The organism is Alkaliphilus sp. B6464, from assembly GCF_018141165.1.
Taxonomy (GTDB): Bacteria; Bacillota; Clostridia; order Peptostreptococcales; family Natronincolaceae; genus Alkaliphilus_B.
Genome location: NZ_CP058557.1, coordinates 3076658 through 3094341, shown reverse-complemented (window position 1 = coordinate 3094341; position 17684 = coordinate 3076658). Strand labels below are relative to the sequence as shown.

Below are 17684 nucleotides of genomic sequence, written 5' to 3'. Positions count from 1 at the left end.
TCTATAAATTACTGATTATTTATTAACAAACATAATACTTGAAGCAAAAAATATTAGCTTGTTAAAACGTTGAAAAAACAAAGAAAACCTCGAAAAAAGATGGAAATTTTATAAATATGGCAATGGTTTACAATGTTTGTTATATAAAGTATACTATATATAAGTGTAGGATGTTAAAATGTTTTAAAAGAAGTGAAAAAAATAATGCACTTAAATGTTTTGTTTTTAACGAATTATTGATGCTGTTTATTATCAATTGAAAAAAGGAGGAATAAAATGTCTAAGTATGCAATGGTATTTGATAAGGAGAAATGTATAGGCTGTAACGCATGTGTTGTAGCTTGTCAACAGGGTTATCAGTTACCACCAGATAATAAGTTGAATTGGGTACTGGTTAATCAAAAAGGTAAATTTCCAAATGTTATAATGGAGTTTGTACCTGCTCTATGTGCCCACTGTGAAGATCCTATTTGTGTTAAAGCTTGTCCAGTAGAAGGTGCCACTTACAAAACTAAGGAAGGCTTTGTTTTAGTAGATGAAGCAAAATGTATTGGCTGTGGTGCGTGTGTTAACGCTTGTCCTTATGGTGCTAGATCAATTAACGCAGAGAGTAACAAAGTAGTAAAATGTTCATTCTGCGCGTCTCGAGTTTCTAATGGTGAGGCTCCTCTATGTGTTAACACTTGTATTACTAATGCTAGAATTTTTGGAGACATAGATGATCCTAATAGTGAAGTATCTAAGTTAATGAAGGAAAAGCAACCTAAACAGTTAGGAGATCCTGAAAATATAAATCCTCAAGTTTTTTATTTATAGGAAGGAGGAGTAACTATGAATTTAATGAAATTATGGGAAAAACATATTAGTCGTAGAAGTTTTTTAAAAGCATCTGGAGTTGCTACAGGAACAATGCTGTTTTTAAGTGGATGTAATCAATCCAAGGGTGATGATGTAGAAGCTGACAGTATTACAAATGTTGAAACTGCATCAGCAAAAACAGAAAATGTAACAGTAGTACCTACTGCTTGTTATATGTGTGCTATTTATTGTGGTGCGAAGGCAGTTGTAGGTGATGAAGGTAGGGTTCTTAGGATAGAGCCTAACAAGAAAGATCTGACTAGTGGAGGTGGATTGTGTCCTAAAGGAAATTCTGGGGTTCAATTATTGTATGATGCTGATAGATTAAAATACCCAATGAAAAAAACAGGTCCATATCAATGGGAGAAAATATCCTGGGATGAAGCTTTTGATACTATTTATGAAAAACTTACAGATATTAAAGAAAAATATGGTCCAGAGACATTGATTTTAATGAACCGTAGAGGACATTATGCATCTTTATTAAAAGGTTTTGCATCAAACTATGGAACACCTAACGGACCTTTTGGGAGTGGTAGTATTTGTGAAGGTGGTAAGAGGGTAGGAAATAAGTTAGTATTAGACAATACATCTGCTTTAGCGGATTATAAAAACTCTAAATATATTATTTTAATGGGTGCTAACCAAATGGAAGCTCCAAGATATAGATTGGCATTTCCAAAGGAGATTATTGAAGCAAAGAGAAATGGTGCAAAGCTTGTAGTAGTCGATCCCCGATTTGCCTATTCTTCTGCAAAGGCAGACGAGTACTTACCAATTACTCCAGGTACAGATGCTGCATTACTAATGGGAATGGCCCATGTTATTATTAAGGAAAATATCTATGATAAAGAATTTGTTGAAAACTATGGACAGGGTTTTGATGTTTACAAAAAAGAGGTATTAAAGGATAAATATAAGCCTGAAAATGTAGAGAAAATTACAGGTATTGCGGCAGAAACAATTATTCGGATTGCTAGAGAGTTTGCAACTGCAGAGTCAGCTGTTGTTGATTCTTCCAGCGGACTTTATATGTGGTCAAATGCTGTTCAAAATCAACAAGCATTGCAGTCATTGAATGCGCTAGTGGGAAGTATTTGCAAAAAAGGTGGAATGGTTTACCCTAGGGGTGGAAAGACAAATAGCATCGAATTTACTAATAATGTTACAGAAAAAAAATATTATGCTCAGGCTGGGTATCCATCCTACAAGGGTAACCCACATGATGGAAATAGAAATATTTTTCCGGCTGCTATACTAACGCCAGAGGCTGTACCGGCAGGCCCATTATCTAATGCTAAAACAGCTTCGGTTAATAATGGAAATGGAATTAAGGCTGCAATTATTTATAATACAGAACCTGTAGGAGCTCAGATGAATGGGAAATTAACAAAGGAAGCTATGGAAAAGCTTGAGTTTGGTATTGTAATAGATTTATACTTAACGCAAACTGCGGAAGCTTTACCAGTAGGAGGTATTGTATTACCGGAATGTACTTATTTAGAAAGAACGATAGTAAATAAGCCAACATCATTTGTACCTTATTTAAATATTAATCAAAAAGTTGTGGAACCACAATGGGAAAGTAAATCTGGACATTGGATATTTGTTAAATTAGGAAAACGATTTGGATATGAAGATTTCATGGCAATGGATGAAAATGATGAGGTAGGAGCAGCTAGAGATTCTATAGCGGGAGTTGAACAGGCCGATGGATCTTTTGCAGACTGGGATGAGCTAATTCGTGAAGGTGTTTGGATTGGAAAAGATACTGAGCCTAAATATGGAAATTATGACAAGCTTAAAGATGGGAAGTTCCAGTTTGCGCTAGTAGGAGAATTAGATGAAGTACAGGAGCTTTACTTAAAAGCAGGTGGTGGTATCACAGCTGAATATGTGGAACCTAAAAATAGACCTAGCAAAGAGTATCCTCTTTACTTTATGGCAGGGGGCAAGGTAATTTGGCATACACAAACATCTACTAGAAATATTCCATATTTAATGCAGTGCTTTGATAAAAATGCAATTGTAAAGGATACAAACTATTTAATAATTAGTCCCGCAGATGCAGAAGAACGTGGAATTAAGTCCGGTGATAGAGTGTTGGTAAGGTCAAAAACTAATGAAGTGGAAGTAGAGACATTAGTATCAGAACGTGTACCTAAAGGATATACCCATATGACTCATGGTTTCGGTCATGATGCTCCAACCTTAACTTTGGCAAATAATAATGGAGCAAACTCCTCTTTATTGGTTGACGAAAAACGTATGGACTTGGCTAATTGCTTAACAGCAAAAGAAGAAACTTGTCAAGTTTATAAAATTTAGGGAAGTGGTACGATGTATATGACACTCGGAGAAAGAAGTAAAATATTTGGTATTTTTATGTTGACTTTCCAATATCCAGATAAAGAATTTATTGAGCATTTACAAAACGGAAATCTTTATTTTACGATTCGAGGCTACTTAGAAGATGTTTTTGCTAATAATATTAATGAAGGACTATTGGAAGAGCTAGATGATTTGTTAAAAGAATACTCATCAACAAATACAGAAAATTTATTTTCTGATTTAAAAACCGAGTATCATAGATTGTTTATAGGATACAAAAAACTTTTAGCTCCTCCTTATGCATCTGTGTATTGGGATAGTACAGGTAAGTTAATGCAAGAACCTGCCATTCTACTAAAAAGACTTTATAAAGAATGGGGATTTGAAGTTTCTAAGGATTATAAAGACTTACCAGATCATATTTCTTTGCAGCTTGAATTTTTATATCAACTTGGGGAAATAATGAATAAAGACAGCGAATCTACTCTTTATGATGTGCAGAAAAGAGTAATAGGTGATATAATTTTGAAATGGATTTATAAATTTGCTGAAAATATTAATAACTATCAAAGTCTAAAATTTTATGGTTTGATGATAAAAATTTTAGTGAATGTTTTAGAGCAATATTAAAATAGACTAGGATAAATCCTAGTCTATTTTAATGCTTCATTCGATAGCTAATAGTTTCACACTAAATCTTATATAAAAAACAATCGGTTTAGGCAACTCTTAACTATGTCTGTAGACTATAAAAATTTACTTGTAACCCTGCTCCAAAACTCATAGCTTTCTAGCCTGACCATATTTATTTTATACTCGGATAAACTTATATCTACCTGCATAATACTATTATATCTATGTTCTAAACCGTCGCTAACAATAACTAAAGAGTCTTCAAAACGATATTCAGGATTTACCTTAATTATTGCATCTGACGGCAAAATAATACTAGATGTAAAAGAACGGTAGACATTTGTGTTTATAGGGGCTAACGGTGTAATTTGTAGGACATTTAAACTAGGGTCTACTATACTTCCGCCAGCTGAGTAGTTATAAGCTGTACTTCCAGTAGAGGTTGATATAAGTATTCCATCTCCACTGAATCTTTGTATTAAATTATTATTAACATAAATGTCTAAGTGAATTGTACTTGATTTATTACTTTTAATAACAATTTCATTAATGCCGATTACATCTATGCAATTTTCTCTAGTAGAGATATTAGCTTTAATCGGTATAAATTCTTGAATAGTGTAGTCTTTAGACATATATTTTAAAAGAAAACTATCGATTTCTTTAGGAGTTATTTCTGTAAAAAATCCAAGATGTCCTGTATTTATACCTATAATAGGGGTACTTGGGAAGTTGTGGTTTCTTAAAGCTCTCAAAAAAGTACCATCACCGCCTATACAGATAATTAATTGGACTGCATCATTAAAAATATTACTTACTGTATATCCTAAAGAAATTAATTTATTTTTTAAATTATATGCTGTATCTACAGATAACTTTTCATTATTGTGCACAATATTGATGATTTTAGTAGACTCCATAGACATTCTCCTTTATTATTTAAAGTATCTATATTTATTATAGTTCTATGGTAATAAAAAAATCCCTTTAACAAAAAATAATTAAATTAATAGGAGTAGATAATAAAATGATATTAGAAAGTAAGCAAAAAGAAGACATAATTATATATGATGCTGAGTATGAGGATGATGGAAAGGAATTAAAGCAGGTTCTTAAAGGAAGATTAGATTTTTCAAGTAGATTATTATCGAAATTAAAACGAAGTAAAAATGTTTTTATTAACGGAGAATATAACAAGTACCATGAAACAGTGAAAGATGGAGATGAAATTAAGATTGTTATGGATGAAGAGTCGAATCATTTTATTCCTCAAGATATTCCCTTTGAAGTTGCTTATGAGGATGTTGATTTAATATTAGTAAATAAACAACCTGGCATAGTAACTCATCCAACAAAAAGTCATCCAGATAACACGATTGCTAATGCAGCATCATGGTATTTAAGGAATAAAGGTGTTAATTGTAAAATCAGGTTTGTGAATAGATTGGATATGGATACTTCAGGCCTATTAGTTATTGCTAAAAATGCATATTCCCATCATGTTCTTTCTCAACAGATGCAAGAAGACAAGATTGAAAAAAAATATATTGCATTTGTTTGGGGGGTAATTAAGGAGGATAAGGGTAGAATTGAAGCTCCAATTCATAGAACTTCTGCAGATTCTATAAAAAGGATTGTAGATGAAAATGGACAGGATTCTATTACGGAATTTAAAGTATTAGAAAGATATAAAAATGCAACTATGCTTGAAGTAAAATTATTAACAGGTAGAACCCATCAAATACGTGTGCATATGGAGCATATTGGGCATGCCCTAATAGGAGATACTCTTTATGGTAAAGATGATGGAGAGTTGATAGGGCGTCAAGCCTTGCATGCTAAATATTTATATTTTCTGCAGCCAAGGTATAGAAAGGAAGTAGAAGTAGAAGCCAGCTTACCAGAGGATCTAATAGAGCTTAGAAGCAAGCTTCAAAATATGTAAAGAATATATAAACTATATTAAAGGATAAAAAGTAGAACTGATATCAGTTCTATTTTTATGTTCTAGGTTGACGCCATAACATCAATATACTTTTAATTGGCAACAAATATACTTATGATATTAAAAAAAATGTGTACCCAATATATAAAAATAGAGCTTATAATTCTTTTTTAATAGATGGCAGCCATTGAAAATGTCTGAATATTGAATAGTATTCTGAAATATGATACTATGGTAGTAGAAAATTTAGCATTTCGAAATAAACAGGGGGATATTTACAGTGGAAAATACATGCACGAGGGAGCAATACTCCAAAAATGATAGAAAGATATTAAGAAGTAGGGTTATTGAAATTGCTTGGCCGGCTGTTACTGAGTTAGTGTTAGTGTCACTTTTTGGTGCTATTGATATGATGATGGCTGGGCAGATAGGATCAATTGGAACAACTGCTATTACGGCCATTGGATTAACTAATCAACCTATATTTTTAGCTATGGCAGTATTCCAAGCTTTAAATATCGGGGGTACAGCTTTAGTTTCTAGGTTTATAGGTGCTAAAAAAGAATCTGAAGCAAATAATACAACTATGCAATTGTTATATATAACCTTTTTTCTTTCTTTTTTTGTAGTTATACCTGCAGTAATGTTTGCTAAACAAATATATATATTTATGGGTGCAGATAAAGAAGTAATAGATATCGGGCTAATGTACTTTAAAATAGTTTTGTATGGTATTTTTCCTCAAAACTTTGCTTTGGCTATTGCTGCTGTTTTAAGGGGCGCTGGAGACACAAAAACTCCTATGATGATAAATATTTTTTCTAACTTACTTAATGTATTTGGAAACTATGTTTTAATATTTGGACATTTGGGTTTTCCAGAGCTAGGTGTTACGGGTGCAGGAGTTTCAACTCTTATCTCTAGAATTATATCTATGATAATGTTAGGATGGATACTTTTTAATGGAAAAAGCAAAATAAAGTTAAATTTTAAAAATAAACATAAACTAGATTTAACTACGATAAAAAGGCTGATGAGAATCGGATTTCCTTCTGCTCTAGAACAGTTTTTCTTAAGAACAGGTAACTTATTTTTCGTTAGAGTGGTTGCCACTTTAGGGACAGTAATTTATGCTGCTCATCAAGTTTCACTCAGTATTTTATCCATGTCTTTTACCTCAGGTATGGCATTTGGTATGGCGGCATCAACATTAATAGGACAAAGTTTAGGGGCAGAAGATAAGGAGCTAGCAGAGGAATATGGTAAGGAAGTAAGATTTCTAGGTTCAATTGTTGCTACCGCCATAGGTGTTATATTTTTCATATTTGGACCTCGAATAGTAGCTCTTTACAGCAATGATCCTGAAGTTATAAAGAGAGCTTCTTTTGTTTTAAAAATGATTGCTATTATTCAACCATTTCAGTCATCGCAATTAATCTATGCTGGTGGATTGAGGGGAGCAGGAGATACGAGATGGCCTCTGATTTCAACTCTTGCAGGTATATGGTTTGTTCGAGTTACACTAGCCTATCTGTTTATTAATGGTTTAGGATATGGATTAATTGGTGCTTGGTTAGCTATTTGTATCGATCAGATTATTAGATATTTTATTCTTTTATGGAGATTTAGACTTGGTAAGTGGAAACATATAACCGTATAAATTGAATCTATACTTCCGTTAAATTTAAATTTTATCTCAGTTTTATATAATGATATGTTGATAAGGACTATATATAGTATAATGAAAAATGCAGAAACACAATTAGCAGGAATTTTTTAAAAATTGAAAAAATTTCAGCGATCTTTAAGTAAAAAGAAGGATTTTTCAACTGTATATAGAACTGATACATATAAAAAAATTTATGCACTTCGGAATTACGCATAAAACAAACGGGGGGATAAAGTTGAATTTGGGAAAAGAAATTATACAGGATGAATTAGAGTCGGTAAAGATGTTAGGAATCTTAGAGAATAGTCTGGAGGAATTATCCTTGCAATTCATTTACATATTAAAGGATTATAAAGACGAGGGGTTAATAGGGGAAAAAGAGTACGAAAACCATACTAGGATTAAAGAGAACTTTTTAAACTATTTGAATAAAAAAAGAGGAATATCTACTCTATAATAGAGTAGATTAAGGGTTGATTTACTAGTATAATGAAAATAGTCAAAAATTATATATTACATATAAGATACTAGTTTTCTGGTATCTTATTTTATAGTCTAGGAAGGTATAAATCATTAGTGTTTTTTAGAAGTAGGAATTTAAAATTTAAAGTACAGCGGTAGTCGATGGTATAGCATCAAATGAGTTTTTAAAATGTTAAGTAATTGAAAGGGTGTATATATATGAGAGAGACAAACAGTATTATTCTACATCATGTTATTATACATGTATTAGACAAAACAATGGATGTACCTTTATTTACGGATTATGAACAGGAAATTACAGAGGAGATTCATGAACTTCTAGAAAGGCATATTGTACGTTCTTTAAAGGATGATGATAATAGAATAGCTAAGTTTATAAGCGGTCCTAATATTGTAAGAGATAACTGTGATGCTATGCTATATGGAGAAGAATGTTTTATTGAGAGCTCTAAAACAATCGCTCAGCATTTATTTAATGCAATGAAAAGTCATGGGAATATATCGTCCTGTGATTTAGTTGTATGTATTTATTCTGTAGATAATATAAAATATATTGCCTTGTTAAAAATGGATTATAGAAAGTCATATATACATGATGTTGAATATATAGGAGATAAGTTTAAGGTATCTATTATTCCGCAAGAAATAGGCCTTCCTGGTGCAGGTCAAAGATTACAAAAATGTGCATTTATTAAACTATATGAGGCCAACGAAGAATATGACTTAGTAGTGCTAGATAAACAACAGTCTGCAGACCAGGATCATGAAGTAGCGAACTTCTTTGTAAAGGATTTTTTAAATAGTAATATACTAGTAGATAGTAAAGACAAAACAAAGATGTTTAAAAACATTACAGAAAAATGGGTAAGAAGTCAATTAAGACAGGACATAGAGCAGGCTACAAAAGTAAGGGAGACTTTGTCTAATAATCTAAAAAAAGAAGAAGAAATAAATATTAGAGGCTTTGTAGAAGATGCTATGGATGGTAACGAGGAAATACAAAATGATTATATAGATCATCTAAATAGTAATGGTTTTCAAATAACTAGCTTTGAGGTTAATAAGCCTTGGGTAGAAAAAAAGCTTAAGAAAAAATCAATTAAAACTGATACAGGATTCGATATTAAAAATGATCGTGATTGTTTTGATGATAATTTAAAGTTTCATGTTAAAAGAAATGGTGATGGTACTGTTGATATTATAATAAAAAATGTAACATTCTTTGTAGAGAAGTAAGGGATGTTTATACTTTTGAATTTCAGATATAAGACTTAGATTTTTGGTATGATATTTTGCAACTTTACATCTCGTTAATATTATGTTAATATATTATGTAAACCACCCTCTTACATATTAAATTTTAAATTTAAAAATCAAAGGGGGTTTTTGTGTGCAAAAATTAAAAATGAATAAAAATAGAATTGTAATTATTTTAATATCTGTAGTGTTTTTATTGCTGACCATCGCTTTTGTATTTAGTATGAAGTTTAAAAAACCAGTGCTCCAAATTTCCTATACAGAATTTTTGGAAAAAGTTGATAACAATCAGATTAAATCTGTATCTATATCGGACTCTGCCCAGTTAAAGGGTGAGTTTAATGATGGGGAACAATTTATAACAGATAATCCTAGGATAGATGGATTTAAAGAGAGCATGTTAGTTAAAAATATAGAAGTTAAAGAATCAAGCGATCAGTATTCACCTGGACAACTAGCTTTGACTATTGGAGCTATTGGTGCTTTTGCGGGAGTGGCAATTTATTTATCGAAGAATAATTCGCAGCAAGTTTCTAAAGAATATGATAAAATGTCGAATATAGAAATTTCAACTGAAAAAGATTCAAATATAAGATTTAGTAATATTGCAGGTAACGAGGAAGCAAAAGAGAATATTATGGAGCTTGTTGACTTTATAAAAAACCCACAGAAGTATGAAAGATATGGGGCTAGAATGCCAAAGGGTATAATTTTATATGGTCCTCCAGGAACAGGTAAAACTCTAATGGCTAAGGCTTTAGCAAGTGAAGCGGGAGTAGATTTTTTAGCGGTGTCAGGCTCTGATTTTGTTCAAATATATGCAGGACTAGGGGCTGGCAGAATTAGATCATTATTTAAAAAGGCTAAGGAAAAAGGTAAGTGTGTTATATTTATAGATGAAATAGATGCTATTGGTAAGAAAAGAGACCGTAGTGGACTAGGTGGGAGCGACGAATCTGATAGAACTTTAAATGCACTTTTAACTGAAATGTCAGGTTTTAAGGGTAGTGAAGGTATTGTAGTTATAGCAGCTACCAATAGATTAGACACATTAGATGAAGCTCTTTTAAGGCCAGGAAGATTTGATAGGCAGATTGAAATTGGTCTACCAGATTTAAATGCTAGGCATGAAATTTTAAAACTTTATAGTAAGGATAGACCAATTGCAGTTAGTCTTAGTTTAAGGGGTATAGCGGAGCAAACGGTGTATTTTAGTGGTGCAAAGTTGGAAAATCTTATGAATGAAGCTGCTATTAACGCAGCTAGAGAAAATGCAGAAGCTATTACTGCTCTTCATATAGATAAAGCTTTTTATACTGTAATTGCTGGAGATGAGAAAAAAGATAGAAGTAATATTAGAAATATAGATAGAAGAATTACTGCGTATCATGAGGCAGGTCATGCGGTTGCTACTAAGCTACTTTGTCCAGAAAATAAGGTTACAAAGGTAACTATTATTCCTAGTACAAAAGGAGCAGGGGGATTTAGTATGAACATTCCTCCAGATAAAATGTATAATACAAAAAAAGAAATGACAAATAATATTAAAATTGCATTAGCTGGTAGAATTGTAGAAGAACTAATATTTGGTGCTGATAATGTTACTACTGGTGCAAGTAATGATATACAGAAAGCAACGGAAATATTAGTAGCTATGATTAAGCAGTTTGGTATGAGTGATGAAATTGGTATGATTAATTACGATGTATTATTTGGGCATCAAGGTGCGTCAGATGGGAAACTAGCTGAAATTACTAAAAATGAAATGCAAAGACTTTATGATGAAACAAAACTGCTTATAGAGAATAATAGAGAGTTAGTTTATTCAATAGCTGAAAATCTTTTAGATAAAGAGACACTAAATGAAGAAGAAATTGATAGGTGCATTGAAAATATGTGGCAAAAAGCTTTAAACTAGAGTAATTCTGTAATATCTGCTGTATTTACAAGCTTAATAAGCTTTAAAGGCAAAAATTTCATTTTATAAAAACATGATTTTAGTATATAATAATTATATAAACAAGTGATAAACGAGTTCTGAGGTGTTCGTAAGGCTTAGTAAAATTCAACCTACAATAGACATCCGGGAGATTATATTTTTATTTGGACGAAAAGCCGCCATAGAGTGGACTTCGAAATAATAAAATATTTCACCCACCTTGCAGTGAGGAGAGGGTGTGAATTTTGCAGCTGACGGCATCTTGGATAAACTTTTAACCCCCTATTATTGGGGGTTATTTTATTATGTAATAAAATATAAATTACAAGTGTAACGAGAGTGCCACTTATCTCCTATACATCTTATGGATGAAGAAACTGGAGATTATAATAAATCCTATATCAAAAAGTACCTAAATAGTTTAGATTATGCTATAATTAAGTTTGTAAAACGTAGTCAAGGACTAATGGTTAAAAAAGGTAATCCTTTAAGCATCCAATCTGTGAAAGATTTAACCAGACCAGATATTCAGTTTGTTAATAGTGAAGAGTTTATTAGTAAAATTGTAAAATTAGATGGATATAGTACAGATAATATTGGAGATATCGTATATATCTAGATTTAATTTAATATGATATTTATTTTAAGGGGGAGTAAATTTGGCAAAGGTTGTTGCAATTAATATTAGTAGAAGAAAAGGAATACCAAAGGATCAAATTAAAGAAGGAGTTTTTATTGAAGATTTTGGCTTAGAAGGAGACGCTCATGCAGCAAATTGGCATAGACAGGTTAGTTTATTGGCTCAGGAGAGTATAGATAAAGCAATAGCAATGGGAGCAGATGGATTAGAACCTGGTAAGTTTGCTGAAAACATAACTACTGAAGGTATCGTTCTATACGAACTACCTGTAGGTACTCAATTAAAAATAGGTGAAACTATTCAAGAAGTAACACAAATAGGTAAAGAATGTCATCAAAAATGTGCTATTTTTTATACTGTAGGAGAGTGTGTAATGCCTAAAGAAGGTATTTTTACTAAGGTAATTAAAGGTGGTATAGTTAAACCTGGTGATGATATTGAAATAATTAAATAGTATACTTGTAAAAGAAATTAAGGGATAGGCTATCGGCCTATCCTTTAATTTCTTTTATAATCGATTTAACATTTAAGGTTTTAGTTATAGATAATAAAAGCAAGTACAATATGCCCCCTAATAATGCTGAAACCATAGTGCTTAGGAAATTACTGTTTGTAGCTAGATAAGATACTTTATAAATATATAACATTGATACAGCTGCTAGACTCGACAATACTGTTGGTTTAATTAACAATTGTAGTATAGAGAGTCTAATTTTAATAGCTCGTTTTAACGTAATAAAATTTAATGTAAAGATAACGAAAGCTGAAAGTATATATCCGATAAAGAAACCATTTATCCCATATTTCGGATTAGAGATTAAAAAATATGTACAATAGAGCTGAATTACCATGCCTAGTAAATAGTTAACTGTAGTGATTATTTGTTTTCCCATTCCGTGTAAAATACCAGATAAAGTGTGCTGCATACATAAAAATATGGTTGAATAGCTTATTATAGATAAATAGTTTCCTACGTCTTCTAGGTTGTAAATTAGTTGTGCTATGTGGTTGCCGAATGCAGTATATATAATAGTTATTGGAATAGCCACTAACAATGTTATTTTTATTGCTAAATTACATTGCTCACTAACATCATCCATATTGTTGATTGCCATTTGTTCTGATATATTTGGAATAATATTAACTGCTAAGGCAGACGTCACAGTAAAGGGTAGAAACAATAGTGGCATTGCCATTCCGGTTATTTTACCAAAGGCTTGAATTGCCTCGGAGTTTGTATATCCTGCAATAATTAATCTCTGCGGTATTAGAATTGAACTTGCTGTTTGCATTAATGATGAAACTAACCTACCTATAGTAATAGGTATTGATATATATAGTATGCTACTAGCTACTTTCAATGAAGACTCTGTATAGACTTTTATAAGATGCCTTCTAGGGTTTAACTTTCTCAGATTAAACTTAAATATCAAGTATATTAGCCCAAAAAATTCTCCAAGTGAAACTCCGATAATCCCTATGGTAGCAGCTAGAACAGGATTGGATGGCTTTTTATATGCTAAATAGGATAATACAAATATTATACGAAATAATTGCTCTATAATTTGTGCATTAGCAGGAGGTTTCATATCTTTTAATCCATAAAAAAAACCTCTTATTATACTAGCAAAGGTTATTAAGCTTATTGCGGGGATTGTGAATAAAACTGGATAGAATATTGCTTCGTTTTTTAATACTTTAGTAACAATGAAGTCCATATTAAGCGACACCAATATGGATAAAACTAAAGATAAGGCTCCGCCAATGAAAAGAGATATAGTTAATATTTTATAAACACCCTCTCTATTATTTAAAGAGTTTTCCGTAGCTACAAGTTTAGATACTGCTGATGGAATGCCTGCAGATGTTGCTGTTATAAGTAACATTAAAAAAGGAAACACCATCTGATATAGACCTATAGCCTCTGGTCCTATCAATCTTGAGAGTATTATTTTATATACAAACCCAAGGGATCTAACTAGAAAATTAACTATAACTAATAAAATTGTTCCGTAAATAAAAGAAGATTTTTTCAATTAATTACCTCCCTGCGTAAAGCTTTATTTAACTATATTCATACATATTCTATAGCAACAAGCTTTATTACTGGAAAGCTATTGTACGGAGTGATTATAGGCATTAGAGTTTGAGAAATTAGAAAAAAGTTCTTTTAAAAGTGAATAATACATATATATGGGTACATATATATAAAGAAAAAATATAAAAGGGGTGAGGTATTTATGCTTCAAAGTATAGAAGGAATTATGACAAAGGCAGAACTTTTATCTGTAGTTGAGAATAAAATATCTAGCTTAAATGAAACTTTTACATTGGCTTCTATAGATATAGATAATTTTAACACTGTTAATAGCTATTATGGAGAATATATAGGAGATCAAGTGTTGAAGAAAATGGCATCTATTTTGAAACAAAACTTAAAGAGTGATGATTTAGTATGTAGATCAAATAAAGATGAATTTAGTGTTATATTCTCTAATACACTTTCTGAAACCGGGTTTATTATGATTGAAGAGATAAGAAAATATTTAGAAGCAAATACATTCGCTCTAGGAGATAAGGAAAAGAAAAAGGAAATTAATATACGTATTAGCGTAGGTATAGCTAATCATCCTAGAAATGCTAAAAATTCTGTAGATCTTTTTAGGGCTGCTGATAGTGCGCTTTTTAGGGCAAAAAAGGAAGGAAAAAACCGAGTTTATATGGCAGAAAGTGAGAGTATGGTATTAAAGTCCAGCTATTATACAAAGACGCAACTTGAAAGGTTAGCAGAATTATCTCAGAAAACAGATAAGACAGAAGCTTTTTTACTTAGGGAAGCCTTGGATGATATTTTTGAAAAGTATAGTAAATAGGTTAGGTCTACAAACAGGCTACTAAAAATAGCTTGTTTATTTTTTTGAAAAAAACATACAATATATGTGATCATGCTTAAAGCTTAGAGTATATCCTATTTATTTTATAAAGTTAGCATATGAGGATAAAATACCTGGTATTAAAAAGCCAGTTGGTAGGAGGTATTTTTATGGAATGGGTTTGTCCTATTTGTAATGGAATGGCAAGTTACATAGTAAAATGTTCTGATTGTGGTAATCAAATGGATGCAAGAGGTGCAATAGAAGACTATTTTGATAATTACAGCCCGTATTTAGACAAAAGTATAACTCAAAGGATTGATGGTGTAGAAGGTCATCGGTGCGTACATCTTTTTTACTGTCCAAACTGTAGTGATGATAAAAGAATACCTGTTAATCAAATTTGGATGTGAACAATATGTCTTGAAGTTATCAGTCATTAGGTAAAATTCTTGCAATGAATTTGATTTTTGCAAGAAAAAATGCAATAAATATTTAACAAATTGCAAAATTAAATCTTTATTTAAAAATATAGAGCTCTTTCCTTATGGTTACTCAATTGATGAATCTTATAAAACAGAGGATTCTATGTATTGCAATTATAATATTATTATCTCTAAACAATATATATAATTATAAAATGAAATAAAATTAATAATTATTTCAATTGACAAACAAATGATAATAATTTATAATAATATTACAAATAAAACTTATCTAAGGAAGGGGTTAAAATATGAAAGAGGATAAGAAACAAGAAAAAGGACTAAAAGAATCTAGGAATTGTGGAGTATATACTTGCATACACTGTGTTGTTAACACCTGCACCTTAGATGAATGCGAAATGTATGAAAATAGATTTTTGCAAGAAGGTTAAATAATAGTTCATATTAGTTAAAAATAAGATCCCATCTTTAGAGATAGGATCTTTTATAGTTCCGCTGTTTTTATTAAATTTTTACCTAATTTGAATGATGTGCTACATACTTTCTTTGTACTGTAGCTGATAAAGCTTATAATAAATTCCTTCCTTTTCTAACAGCTCCTGATGATTTCCAACTTCGCGCAGACGTCCTTTATGAAGAACCATAATTTTATTGCAGTTTTGAATGGTCGATAGTCTATGAGCAATAGCTATTGAAGTTCTGCCTTTTATTAGCTTTACAACTGCGTCTTGAATTAACTCCTCTGTTTCTGTATCTATATTAGAAGTAGCTTCATCTAAAACTAATATTGAAGGATCTGTTGCCAATGCCCTAGCAAATGCAAGTAGTTGTCTTTGTCCAGAAGAAAGAGTAGAACCCCTTTCCATTACAGGTTCTTCATATTTTTTAGGAAGCTTTTCTATAAAGTCATGGGCATTAACATACTGAGCAATTTCCTGTACTTTTGTATCAGGAATATCATAATTATTTAAAACTATATTATCCTTTATAGTACCAGTAAACATAAATACATCCTGAAGTACTATCCCTATATTTTTTCTCAAGGTAGATAGAGGGATGTCTTTAATATTAACACCGTCAATTAATATCTCACCTTTTTGAATATCATAAAATCTACTAATTAGGTTGATAATTGAGGATTTACCTGCTCCAGTGGCTCCTACAAAGGCTACGGATTCTCCAGAGTTTATTTTAAAACTAATGTCCTTTAAAACCCAGTCTTCGCTGTTATATGCAAACCAGACATTTTTAAATTCAATGGTTCCTTGTAAATTATCAATATCCCTAGGTTTTGCTGGCGTAATAATATCTGGATCTTTATCAAGTAGTGCAAAAATTCTCTCTGATGATGCCATCGCAGATTGAAGAATATTATATTTTTCTGTTAAGTCATTTATTGGTTGAAAAAACTGCTTTAAGTAGTCGATAAATGCAACTAAAACACCAAACTGTATAGATTGACTAATTACTTGGCCACCACCATACCAAATAATAATGGCAATACCTAAAGATCTGACTATCTCCATAGATGGACGGAAGATGGAGAAAATAAGAATTTCTTTTTTATTAGCCTCTAAATATTCCTTATTAATACTATCGAACTGTTCAGCCTGTTGTTTTTCCCTCTTGAAAATATGTACAGTTTTCATCCCAGTAAAATTTTCATTTAATGTAGCATTAATTTTTGCTAGTTTTACCCTGACTTCCCTATAAGCTTTGCGAATTTTTATTCTAAATATAGTTGTTGCTATTAATATTATAGGAACAACCGTAAGGGATAATAGAGCTAACTTAATATTCATTCCTATCATTATAATGATAATTCCTAGTATTAAAAATAAATCCTTAAACAAGTTGACCAAAACTGCACTATACATCTCTTGCAATGTCTCTGTATCGTTGGTTACTCTAGTAACTAAACGGCCTACTGGATTTTTATCAAAAAAGCTTAAAGACATTTCTTCTAAATGAGTAAATAATTCATCTCTAATATTAAATACAATCTTATTGCTTGTATAATTTAGCAAATATACTTGAACATAGTTTAGTATAAATCCAGCAATAATTATAGCAAAATAGAATAGGCCTAGTCTACGTATGGACGAAACGTCATTTTCTCTAAATAGTTTAACTTCATTCCCTGTTAATTTACGTGCATTAAAGCTTCCAACTTTAGTTTCTACAGTAAACTGTCCATCCTTTTCCACAATAGTAAAATCATTTTTCTGCAAATTAAAATAACCATCAACTAAAAAGGTATCTTTATTGTGTCTAACTAATTGTACATTTTTATAGGAGCTTTCGATAATATTCTCCTTGCCTTTATTTAGCGTAATATAATATTTGTCTTCAAAAAAGATAACATTATTATTGCCTGCTGGAGGGATATCATAAACTGCTATAGGTCTATCGTAAATATTAATATGTTCATCTATAGCTACTTTTATTAAATAAGGGCCTGCAAGATCAATACCTGCAATGACCATAAGGAGCATAATGCATATTAATAACCATGCCCAATAGGGTTTGGCATATGTTAAAAGTCGAGCCATTAGTTTAGAATCATAGGCCTTACCTAATACTTCTTCATTGTGAATATTACTCATTGTC

The 17684-nt window shown here is 31.3% G+C and carries 16 protein-coding genes and 1 other RNA gene; 14 read left to right on the top strand and 3 right to left on the bottom strand.

The genetic code is table 11. The annotated features are described in order from the left end of the window. The first annotated feature begins 276 nt into the window (after nucleotides 1–276). The 3 genes from HYG84_RS15715 to HYG84_RS15705 are packed head-to-tail and all read left to right on the top strand — an operon-like array spanning nucleotide 277 to nucleotide 3819. The gene (locus HYG84_RS15715) at nucleotides 277–816 is read left to right on the top strand and encodes a 4Fe-4S dicluster domain-containing protein (protein ID WP_212378875.1); all 540 of its coding nucleotides are present in this window, start codon (nucleotides 277–279) and stop codon (nucleotides 814–816) included. 15 nt (nucleotides 817–831) lie between these two features. Next, a complete protein-coding gene (locus HYG84_RS15710) occupies nucleotides 832–3186 on the top strand; it encodes a molybdopterin-containing oxidoreductase family protein (protein WP_212378873.1) in 2355 nt (784 codons plus the stop codon). Nucleotides 3187–3204: 18 nt separating this feature from the next. Continuing rightward, complete coding sequence (locus HYG84_RS15705; protein ID WP_212378871.1) at nucleotides 3205–3819, top strand: TorD/DmsD family molecular chaperone; 615 nt, start codon at nucleotides 3205–3207, stop codon at nucleotides 3817–3819. A gap of 116 nt (nucleotides 3820–3935) precedes the next feature. On the opposite strand, the gene HYG84_RS15700 is transcribed toward HYG84_RS15705, so the two are convergent. Further along, entirely contained in the window at nucleotides 3936–4742 is an 807-nt protein-coding gene (locus HYG84_RS15700; protein ID WP_212378869.1) for an NAD(+)/NADH kinase, read from the bottom strand. 107 nt (nucleotides 4743–4849) lie between these two features. Here HYG84_RS15700 and HYG84_RS15695 point away from each other — a divergent pair, with 107 nt between their 5' ends. From HYG84_RS15695 to HYG84_RS15660, 8 genes are all read left to right on the top strand, one after another. Continuing rightward, nucleotides 4850–5767: an RluA family pseudouridine synthase gene (locus HYG84_RS15695; protein ID WP_212378866.1), complete on the top strand. Its 918-nt coding sequence runs from the start codon at nucleotides 4850–4852 to the stop codon at nucleotides 5765–5767. 280 nt (nucleotides 5768–6047) lie between these two features. Beyond that, entirely contained in the window at nucleotides 6048–7427 is a 1380-nt protein-coding gene (locus HYG84_RS15690; RefSeq protein WP_212378864.1) for an MATE family efflux transporter, read from the top strand. A gap of 244 nt (nucleotides 7428–7671) precedes the next feature. Next, nucleotides 7672–7893: a hypothetical protein gene (locus HYG84_RS15685; RefSeq protein WP_212378862.1), complete on the top strand. Its 222-nt coding sequence runs from the start codon at nucleotides 7672–7674 to the stop codon at nucleotides 7891–7893. Nucleotides 7894–8117: 224 nt separating this feature from the next. Continuing rightward, nucleotides 8118–9155: a nucleoid-associated protein gene (locus tag HYG84_RS15680; RefSeq protein WP_212378860.1), complete on the top strand. Its 1038-nt coding sequence runs from the start codon at nucleotides 8118–8120 to the stop codon at nucleotides 9153–9155. Nucleotides 9156–9309: 154 nt separating this feature from the next. Further along, on the top strand, nucleotides 9310–11094 hold the full coding sequence (locus HYG84_RS15675; RefSeq protein WP_330655501.1) for an ATP-dependent metallopeptidase FtsH/Yme1/Tma family protein: 1785 nt from the start codon (nucleotides 9310–9312) through the stop codon (nucleotides 11092–11094). 113 nt (nucleotides 11095–11207) lie between these two features. Further along, nucleotides 11208–11388: non-coding RNA, 6S RNA (ssrS, locus tag HYG84_RS15670), on the top strand. A 91-nt stretch (nucleotides 11389–11479) separates the two neighbouring features. Next, a complete protein-coding gene (locus HYG84_RS15665) occupies nucleotides 11480–11734 on the top strand; it encodes a substrate-binding domain-containing protein (protein ID WP_249168649.1) in 255 nt (84 codons plus the stop codon). Between the two features lie 40 nt (nucleotides 11735–11774). Then, nucleotides 11775–12209, top strand: coding sequence for an MOSC domain-containing protein (locus tag HYG84_RS15660; protein WP_212378858.1), 435 nt, complete (start codon nucleotides 11775–11777; stop codon nucleotides 12207–12209). Between the two features lie 37 nt (nucleotides 12210–12246). On the opposite strand, the gene spoVB is transcribed toward HYG84_RS15660, so the two are convergent. Beyond that, on the bottom strand, nucleotides 12247–13791 hold the full coding sequence (spoVB, locus tag HYG84_RS15655; protein WP_212378856.1) for a stage V sporulation protein B: 1545 nt from the start codon (nucleotides 13789–13791) through the stop codon (nucleotides 12247–12249). Between the two features lie 204 nt (nucleotides 13792–13995). Between spoVB and HYG84_RS15650 the strand changes: the two genes are divergently transcribed. The 3 genes from HYG84_RS15650 to HYG84_RS15640 all read left to right on the top strand — a co-directional run bounded on the left by HYG84_RS15650 (nucleotide 13996) and on the right by HYG84_RS15640 (nucleotide 15505). After that, nucleotides 13996–14628 (top strand): GGDEF domain-containing protein, encoded by a 633-nt coding sequence (locus tag HYG84_RS15650; RefSeq protein ID WP_212378853.1) that lies wholly within the window; start codon nucleotides 13996–13998, stop codon nucleotides 14626–14628. Nucleotides 14629–14798: 170 nt separating this feature from the next. After that, the gene (locus tag HYG84_RS15645) at nucleotides 14799–15041 is read left to right on the top strand and encodes a hypothetical protein (protein WP_212378851.1); all 243 of its coding nucleotides are present in this window, start codon (nucleotides 14799–14801) and stop codon (nucleotides 15039–15041) included. A gap of 323 nt (nucleotides 15042–15364) precedes the next feature. Then, nucleotides 15365–15505: a hypothetical protein gene (locus tag HYG84_RS15640; RefSeq protein ID WP_212378849.1), complete on the top strand. Its 141-nt coding sequence runs from the start codon at nucleotides 15365–15367 to the stop codon at nucleotides 15503–15505. Between the two features lie 102 nt (nucleotides 15506–15607). On the opposite strand, the gene HYG84_RS15635 is transcribed toward HYG84_RS15640, so the two are convergent. Next, nucleotides 15608–17680 (bottom strand): ABC transporter ATP-binding protein, encoded by a 2073-nt coding sequence (locus tag HYG84_RS15635; protein ID WP_212378847.1) that lies wholly within the window; start codon nucleotides 17678–17680, stop codon nucleotides 15608–15610. Between the last annotated feature and the right edge of the window lie 4 nt (nucleotides 17681–17684).